Origin of the sequence: Sodalinema sp., assembly GCF_046483825.1 — a bacterium.
GTDB lineage: Bacteria > Cyanobacteriota > Cyanobacteriia > Cyanobacteriales > Geitlerinemataceae > Sodalinema.
In genome coordinates this window covers 1-8398 of the sequence record NZ_JAWOCL010000098.1, presented here as the reverse complement: position 1 = coordinate 8398, position 8398 = coordinate 1, and the positions used below count along the sequence as shown (strand labels likewise).

General features: G+C 52.8%; 8 protein-coding genes. 1 reads left to right on the top strand and 7 read right to left on the bottom strand.

Features of this window, described 5'->3' with window-relative positions; genetic code table 11:
* Positions 1 to 185: 185 nt before the first annotated feature.
* From R6U67_RS06495 to R6U67_RS06485, 3 genes are all read right to left on the bottom strand, one after another.
* A complete protein-coding gene (locus R6U67_RS06495; RefSeq protein ID WP_410251788.1) occupies positions 186 to 758 on the bottom strand; it encodes a hypothetical protein in 573 nt (190 codons plus the stop codon).
* A 315-nt stretch (positions 759 to 1073) separates the two neighbouring features.
* Positions 1074 to 2360, bottom strand: a complete 1287-nt coding sequence (locus R6U67_RS06490; RefSeq protein ID WP_410251787.1) for an MFS transporter — start codon at positions 2358 to 2360, stop codon at positions 1074 to 1076.
* 15 nt (positions 2361 to 2375) lie between these two features.
* Positions 2376 to 2588, bottom strand: coding sequence for a hypothetical protein (locus R6U67_RS06485; protein WP_410251786.1), 213 nt, complete (start codon positions 2586 to 2588; stop codon positions 2376 to 2378).
* A 111-nt stretch (positions 2589 to 2699) separates the two neighbouring features.
* Between R6U67_RS06485 and R6U67_RS06480 the strand changes: the two genes are divergently transcribed.
* Positions 2700 to 2972: a hypothetical protein gene (locus R6U67_RS06480; RefSeq protein ID WP_410251785.1), complete on the top strand. Its 273-nt coding sequence runs from the start codon at positions 2700 to 2702 to the stop codon at positions 2970 to 2972.
* Here the strand turns inward: R6U67_RS06480 and glyS are convergent.
* The 4 genes from glyS to R6U67_RS06460 all read right to left on the bottom strand — a co-directional run bounded on the left by glyS (position 2937) and on the right by R6U67_RS06460 (position 8217).
* Positions 2937 to 5087 (bottom strand): glycine--tRNA ligase subunit beta, encoded by a 2151-nt coding sequence (gene glyS / locus R6U67_RS06475; RefSeq protein ID WP_410251784.1) that lies wholly within the window; start codon positions 5085 to 5087, stop codon positions 2937 to 2939. The genes R6U67_RS06480 and glyS overlap by 36 nt on opposite strands.
* An 86-nt stretch (positions 5088 to 5173) precedes the next feature.
* Positions 5174 to 6322, bottom strand: coding sequence for a leucine-rich repeat domain-containing protein (locus R6U67_RS06470; protein ID WP_410251783.1), 1149 nt, complete (start codon positions 6320 to 6322; stop codon positions 5174 to 5176).
* Between the two features lie 71 nt (positions 6323 to 6393).
* Positions 6394 to 7749 carry a UDP-N-acetylmuramoyl-tripeptide--D-alanyl-D-alanine ligase gene (gene murF / locus R6U67_RS06465; RefSeq protein WP_410251782.1) on the bottom strand — a complete coding sequence of 452 codons (1356 nt, stop codon included), beginning with the start codon at positions 7747 to 7749 and terminating at the stop codon, positions 6394 to 6396.
* A 27-nt stretch (positions 7750 to 7776) separates the two neighbouring features.
* Entirely contained in the window at positions 7777 to 8217 is a 441-nt protein-coding gene (locus R6U67_RS06460; RefSeq protein WP_410251781.1) for a DUF2809 domain-containing protein, read from the bottom strand.
* Positions 8218 to 8398 lie beyond the last annotated feature (181 nt).

Sequence of the window (8398 nt, the reverse complement as noted above, 5' to 3'; positions counted from 1 at the left end):
GAGCCTCCCCAAGAGCATGACTTGGCTCCAGCCAAGTCACGAGGGACGAGGGAGGGGGGAGGGAGCCAAGTCACGAGGGAGGGGGGCCAAGTCACGAGGGAAGGGGGAAGGAGGAAAGATGGGTCAAGATTGAGAGACCGAGTGTCTTCAAGACACCCGGTCTCTGATGTTTGAGCCATCCGACCCTAGAGGTTCAGGGCCGCTTGAATCGCCTGGTTGTGGATGTGGAGAGACTTCGCCAGTAAATCTTGGGCCGCTCTCAGGTTGAGAGGCTGAGTACGTTGGTGGTTAATAGCCGCTATCCCCAGGTAATAGCCATCTAACGCCATCTGCCAATCCCCCTGCTCAAATCCCAAATCCCCCAACGCTAGGGCTATGTTGAGACAGTCCCCAGGGACCTGTTGGGGACGAAATATCTCTAGGGCGATTTGGTAACAGATGGCCGCCCAGGCTCGATGCTGGGAGGGGGACTCCCCTAATTGGGCTTGGCGTTGGTAGGCGTTGCCCAAATGATAGAGGGTTTGGCCATAGTCGTCCTGTGGCCAGGGTGGATTATCCTTCGACCCCTCAATAACCTCTATCAGTTGCCCGTTCAGCCATTGGGGTTGGGCGGCCAACTGCTGCCACAGGGCCTCGTCGCCTCCATCTTGATAGGTGCGAATGAAGTGGTTGAGAATGTTCCAGGCTTCTGGATTGTTCACGGAAAGGTCAAGGGGTTTGACGGTTTGGAGTTGGGGACGTGGGTTACATTGCATCATGGGAATGGGGAGTAGGGAACAGGGAACAGGGAACAGGGAACAGGGAACAGGGAATAGGGAATAGGGGGGAAGAAGGCAATAGGCAGTAGGCAGTAGGCAGTAGGGAGGTTCTCCCCTTCTGGGAGGGGTTAGGGGTGGGTTCTTCCTCAGAATGGGTCGCCTTCTTCCACCTGTTGATTCCTTCGTGGGTTTGCTGAATTAACCCGGACAGGAGTGTGGGTCGCGTCTAGTTTATTAACGCTGGGGAGACGGTATTTTAGGCACAAGGGCTGGGATGCCTGGAAATTGGCGGTTTCGGTCTGGGCTGGGTTGGGGTTACGGGGAGGTTTCCAACAGCCGGGAGGGGGTCAGGAGTAGGATGACTGCTACCAGGAAGGGAGGTAACGCCGTTAAGGCTAAGACGGGTCCGTAACTGCCGAAATGGTCTAACCCTAGGGCGAAGGAGACGGGTCCGGTGGCGGTGCCGATGACGGCGAGGGTGGTGGCAAAGCCGGTGATACTGCCGAGGTGAGAGCGTCCAAAGTAGTAGGCATAAACTCCCGCCTTTAAGACTCCGTTCATGCCCTCCATTAAGCCCAATAGCCCGCCGTAGAGTAGCATTCCTTCGGCGGTGGTGACGCGCACGGCGAGGAATAAGGCACTACAGAGTAGCAGCAACATGGTGGCCATGAGAAATCGCGGCGAGATGCGGTCGAGTAATAGGCCGGCGACTAGGTTCGACAGGGCCGTAATCACTCCGAAGGGAACAAACACCATGGCCGCCACGGACCGCTCAATCCCTGAACTGGCCATAATCGAGTAGTGGTGGAAGATTAAGCCGGTTCCCAACATGGCGATGCAGATACTCCCGGCGGTGAAAATCCAAAAGGTGAAGGTCCGACGGGCGGCGGGGAGGGTATAGTTGACTTCGCTGAGGGGCGTTGTTTGGGAGGCTTTGAGAGGGCCGTCGGGTTGTAGGCCGTAGCGTTCGGGTTGGTCGCGGTAGAGGAGCGCTCCTAGGGGTAGGATGGTGAGGGCGACGATTCCTCCTAAGCTGGCGTAGGCCAGTCGCCAGCCGAGTTGATTGATGAGGCGTTCGATGATGAGGGGAAATACGCCAATTCCGAGGGCAAAGCCAATTCCTGAGAGGCTGAGGGCGAAGCCTCGGCGACGGACGAACCACAGGTTGATGACGTTGAGGCTAACGAGGGCTAAGGCCCCTTGTCCTAAACTGCGGATGGCGATGAAGCCGAAGGCTAACATGATGATGTTGCCCACTAGCCCCATGTAAACGCAGGCTAGGGCGAAGAGACTGGCGATGATGATGACGGCTTTGCGGGGGCCGGAACGGTCGATGAAGCGTCCGACTCCGGGCAGAAAAAAGGAACCGCTGACGGTTCCGAGGAGGTAAAGGAAGGAGACGAGCGATCGCGATAGGTCGAGATCGAGGATAATTTTGTCGAGAAATACGGATACGCCGACGGTTTGACCGGGAATGGTCATCAGCATCCCCAAACTTCCGGCGAGGAGAATTAGCCAACCGTAGTAGATGGGGGAGGCGGCGATGAGGCGACTGTGTTGGACAGTCGGTTCAACGGGTGGGTTGGAGGGGTTCTCGGACAAGGGACTCTGATAATTCTATGCGGCAACCATCAGGTTTGATAGTACCGTGAATTGGCGGGAGGCTTCTCGTTGGATTTTTCCCCGTTCGACTGCGGACTGGAGACGTTGTAATGCGTCTATGTCTGTGGGGCCATAGGCGCGGTGGGTTAGGACTTGGTAGATGAGTCCTTCTGACGCGACGCTTAAGCACCCTGTTTCAAATGCGGATTCAACTAATGTAGATATCATGTGTGTTGACCCTGATTACACCCTTAATGGCTCTAGTATGCCACTTTAAAACAGTGGCACAGTTGATGTTTGTCTGGGTTGGCTGTGATGGGGATCACTGACAGGGGGGTTTTGAGTGGCGGGTGGGGCCGGATGGGGCGAGAAAGTGGGCGAGAAAGTGGGCGAGAAACCGGGTTTCTTGGAGAAACTCGGTTTCTGAGTGGTGGGGTGGGGCGAGAAAGTGGGCGAGAAACCGGGTTTCTTGGAGAAACTCGGTTTCTTGGTGGCGGGTGGGGTGGGTTAGGGATGGGGCGAGAAACCGGGTTTTTTGGAAAAACTCGGTTTCTGAGTGATGGTGGGGTGGGGGGGTTAGCCGTTTTTGACGATCGCCCCGAAGTCGGCTAAGACACGGGCGTGGTTGCGTAATAACCCTAGGAGGTTGAGACGGTTGGCTTTCACGGCTTCATCCTCGGCCATCACTAACACACTATTCTCTCCGTCAAAGAACTCCCGCACGGTGGGCGCAATCTCCACTAACCCCTCAATTAGTTGGCTATAATTTCGCTCCTGTTGGGCGGCTTCGGTGCGCGGTAATAGCCCCAGTAAGGCATCATAAAATCCCTGTTCGGCGGGGGATTCAAATAACTCGGGCTTTACGACATCTTTGGGGTTCAATTCTTGGGTGGATAAGTCCCCTTTTTTGGCTAAGCGGGCGGAACGATTGACGATTTCATAAATCACATCTAGGGTTCCGTCTTGACGGATTTGTTGTAGAAATTCGGCGCGATCGCGGGTATCTAAAACATCCGCTAAGGCCCGTTCTGCATAATCCGCGTCATCTTCTCCTAATACTCCATTGACGAGGTCATAATCAATGCCTCGATCATCTTGTAATAGGGTTTGTAACCGTTGCAGGAAGAAGGTTTGCAGTTGTGTTAGTAACTCCGGCGAGGCTTCGGGATGGGCGGTTTTGAAGGTTTCAACGCCTTGCTGCAAGAATTGATTGAGATTCAACTCTAAATCCGCCGCCCAGATGATATTTACCACTGCATTGGCGGCGCGACGGAGGGCGAAGGGATCCGAGGATCCACTGGGTAATAAGCCTAAGCCAAAAATACTGACTAGGGTATCGAGGCGATCGCTCAATCCGACAAGTTGCCCGGTTAAGGTCTGGGGTAAACTATCCTCCGCCCCCCGAGGTAAGTAATGCTCAAAAATTGCTCGACAAACGGCTTCATCTTCCCCACTGACGCGGGCGTATTTCTCACCCATGACCCCTTGTAGTTCCGGGAACTCATAGACCATTTGACTGACTAAGTCGGCTTTGCAGAGATAGCAAGCCCGCTCAATCTTAGCCTGTTCTGACTCACTTAAGTTTAGGGCTTGACTGAGTTGATTGGCGACAGCGGTGAAGCGATCTACTTTATCTTTGACGGTTCCTAAATCTTCTTGGAAGGTGATACTTTCCAACTGAGGAACGAGGGTTTCTAGGGGCTGCTCACAATCGGCTTTATAGAAAAACTCTCCATCAGCCAGTCGCGCCCGAATGACCCGTTCATTTCCGGCGGCGATGAGGTCAGATTTTGCCGGGTCGCCGTTAGAAATGGTGATAAAATACGGTAGAAGTTCCTGAGGGTTTTCGGCGTTGAGAACGGGGAAGTAGCGTTGGTGAGAGACCATGACTGTGGTGATGACTTCCGGGGGCAAAATTAGGAAGTCGTCGTCAAATTTGCCCAGGACGGCGGTGGGATATTCCACCAATTGCACCACTTCGGCGAGTAGGTCTTCGGGGATATCAGCGGTTCCCCCCACTTGGGCGGCGCAGCGATGAATCCCCTCGACGATGGTTTCGCGACGGCGTTGGGGGTTCACTTCGATCGCCGCTTGACGCAAGTTCTCTAGGTAGTCGCTGGCGTTGTTAATGGAGACGGGATCGGGATGGAGAACGCGGTGGCCGGCGGAGTGGCGATCGCTCGTGACAACATCGGAACCACTGGTAATGGTTAGGGGCAAAACTGTATCATCAAGTAAGGCCACCAGCCAACGAATGGGACGGGGAAACCGCACGTCGCCGTCGCCCCAACGCATAAACCGTTTTCCTTCGAGTTTGAAGATCCATTGGGGGATCAGTTCCGTGAGAATGTCGGCTGTGGGCCGGCCAGGAATCTGTTTGCGGACAAAGACAAATTCTCCTTTCTCTGTATCCCGGATTTCTAAGTCCTCTAGGGATACCTCTTGTTTGCGGGCGAATCCCTCGGCGGCTTTGGTGGGTTGTCCATCCTTGTAGGCGGCGCGGACTGGAGGCCCCTTGATGTCTTCGCTGCGATCGGGTTGTTGACCCGGGAGGTTATGCAGCAAAACCGCGAGACGGCGCGGGGTTCCGTAGATCTCCACCGCCGCCGGTTCGATGAAGGCCTCGGTGAGGGAGGGGGGGATGCGATCGCGCCATTGGGCGATCGCCCCTTCGACAAAACTGGCGGGGAGTTCTTCGGTACCGACTTCGAGGAGAAAGGTAGGCATTGTCAGTGAAGTGTTAATCGTTAATTGTTAAGAGTTCGCCGTGGACAAGTTTACCCTGATGAGGGGGATGTCTTCTAGGGATAGGCTTAAACGTCTGTTTCAAATTGACAAATTTCGGGTTCAACGGGACAGGTGGACGGGTTCACGGGGTTATCCACTAAAATCACCCTCACCAGCGTCGTCATGTTGGCTAAGGGAGAAATGTCTAAAATGTCATTGTCTTCAAAGTCGGCCCAGTTCAGGCTGGTGAGTTGGGGAAGCGTCCCAATATCTCGGATTTTGTTATCACGAATATACAATTCTGTCAAGGCATTTAGACTCGATAATGGCTCGATATTGATAATCTGATTGCCACTTAAATACAATTCATTTAAACCCGTCATCTGTTGCAAGCCATTTAGGTCAGCAATGGCATTATTGTCGAGATGTAATTCATACATTTGGTTGAGGGGAAGCAGGGGTGAAATATCCTCGATTTGGTTATTATTCAGAGACAGGGTTTGTAATTCAACCAGAGAACTGAGGGCGGAAATATCCTCAATTTCGTTATCGTTGAGAAACAAAAATTGTAATTCAACCAAAGAATTGAGAGCAGAAATATCCTCAATTTCGTTGTCATTGAGAAACAAAACTTGCAAATTTACCAAAGAATTGAGGGCAGAAATATCCTCAATTTGATTGCGATCAAGATTAAGTTTACGCAAGTTCACCAGCGAGGCGAGGGGTGAGAGATCTTCAACCTCGTTGAGACTCAGTAAAACCTCTTCTAATTGCGTCAGATGACGTAGGGGAGAAATATCGGTAATCTCGTTGACACTCAAATCAAGACGAGTTAGATGAGTTAGAGAGGCCAGAGGCCGTAAATCGCTGAGAGATTGGGCGCTAAGATTGAGATCATCAATTTGATTGAGGTTCTGTTGCGCCTCCAGACAATTCTGGCTGTCAGCGTGACGTAACATGGCCTCAATGGTACGCTGACTCGATTCTGGCAGGCGATCGCGTTCGAGACACCAATCCCCAAACTCCCGCAACGGTTGTTCCTCTTGGCTGATAGATGAAGGGGTTTTCTTGCGTTGCCAAAGTTGCCAATCTCTCGATTGGGGTGAGGATTGGGGCGAGGATTGGGCCGAAACATCTACGGCCAGATATCCCCAACTGAGGAAGAGTGATGTGGCGAGGGCAACGGCACGTTTAACAGGTTTAAAGGGTTGAGTCAATGGATTAAAACGGGTCACAAGTCCCAAGGTTTAATGGCTAATTTTGCTGAATCAATCATATTGAATAGCGGCAGATCCCTTGCGAGTTGTTAATGTTTTAGGGCATCAACAACTTGATGGAGGGCGACGGAATGAGAGGCTTTAAACAAGACGCGATCGCCCCCTTTTAAAAACGTCCGTAATCGTTGGGTTAACGCTTCATGAGCGTCAGGAGTTTCGATATTTTCAATATCAACAAAGGATAGCCCATGAGCGCCATCGGCCATCGCTTCAGCTTCAGGAAGTTCCGCCAAGATAAACAAGGCATCCAGATTAAGCTGTTTCACCCGTTCCCCCACCTGTCGGTGAAAGTCGAGAGATTGTTCCCCCAACTCCTTCATGGTTCCTAACACAGCAATCCGTCGTTGTCCGGGAACCTCAGCCAATAACTCCAAGGCGGCTAACATGGATTCAAGTCCAGCATTATAGCTTTCATCTAATAACTCTAAATCTCCCGCTAGGAGATGTTTCTGGGCGCGTCCATTGGGAATATTAACCGCTAATCCGTGGTTGAGGCGATTGGTATTGAGGTTGAGGAGGCGGGCCACGGCGATCGCCGCCAGATAATTGAGGGCGTTATGTCGGCCCGGAAGGGGTAGCGGATAGCGTAGGCCGTCGATTTCCACGGTATGAGAGTCGATGAGGGTTCCTCGCAAATCTCCCGCCGTCAAACCAAAGGTGAAGGTTTTCCCGGCCCACACCCCCGCCGCCGTCTCCATCAATAACGCATCATCGGCATTGAGAACCGCACAGCCGGTTTGAGGCATTTCCGCCAAGAGTTCACATTTGGCCTGGGCGATCGCCTCTCGCGATCCCAGCAAACCAATATGGGCCGTTCCCACATTGGTAATTACCCCAATATCCGGGCGGGCGATATGCGTCAGTTCGGCAATTTGCCCCTTTCCCCGCATGGCCATCTCCACCACCGCATAGGTGTGATTCTCATTCAGTTGTAGTAGAGTTTTGGGAACGCCAATTTCGTTATTAAAATTATCTTGCGTTTTCAAGACATTGCCATGAATCCCTAAGATTGCTGCAATCAGTTCCTTGGTAGTGGTTTTGCCCACCGAACCCGTCACCCCAACCACCGGAATCGCATGAGTATCCCGCCACCAGCGGCCTAAACGTTGATAGGCGGCCAGAGTATCGGGAACCACCAGTTGCGGTAACGTCTCATCATCGAGGGGATGGTGAACCAAGACGGCGATCGCCCCCCGTTCCCGGGCCTGATAGACAAAATCATGGCCGTCAAACTGATCTCCCGATAGGGCAACAAACAAATTTCCGGGGCCAACCGTGCGCGTATCCGTAGAAATTCCCGTACAGGCGCGGTTGAGAGACTGTTCCGAACAACCCTTGGGGGTTGCAGAAAGGACATGGGCAAGATGCTGAAGGAAAACGCGCATGGTGGTAGCAATCTGGAGTTGAGACGGTTAGAAACGATGGTAGGACTTGGGAGTTAAGACCTTGCGTTGTAATTGGCGTAGCAGGAACCAACCGATCATACAACCGATAAAGTAGTGCAGGAAATCCCAGGGGTCGAAGTGACTGCCGATGAGAAGTCGCCCCACAACGGTTTGGCGGATCCTGTCCAGGATTGGATGTTGATACAGTTGCGAGACTTCAATCAAACTGGTGAGGATAAAGATGAGTCCGGCGATCGCCCCCGCCGCCAATTCTGGGATAATATACGCCACCAGAAACATCCAAAAGAGTTCATAGAAAATCGTCCCAGCAGAATTTTGCAGCCAGGCCGCCAACGGGACTGTATCAACCCGACTGGCAATTCCCAGGGCAATCGAGATAACCATGGCGATCGCCAAATAGCGACGATACCGACGAATACGCTGTTGGCGTGCGGTGCGGAATTTCATCGCAGTTCCAACCCAAGAGAGGACAAGTCTGATTGACCCGTTGAGGCGATGATAGCATTCCCACTTCCCCACGTCTCACGGACCCAAACCCCAACCCGATTTCTCCCCTATTGCTTGGCCTCTTGCCTCTTGCCTCTTGCCTCTTGCCTCTTGCCTCTTGCCTCTTGCCTCTTGCCTCTTG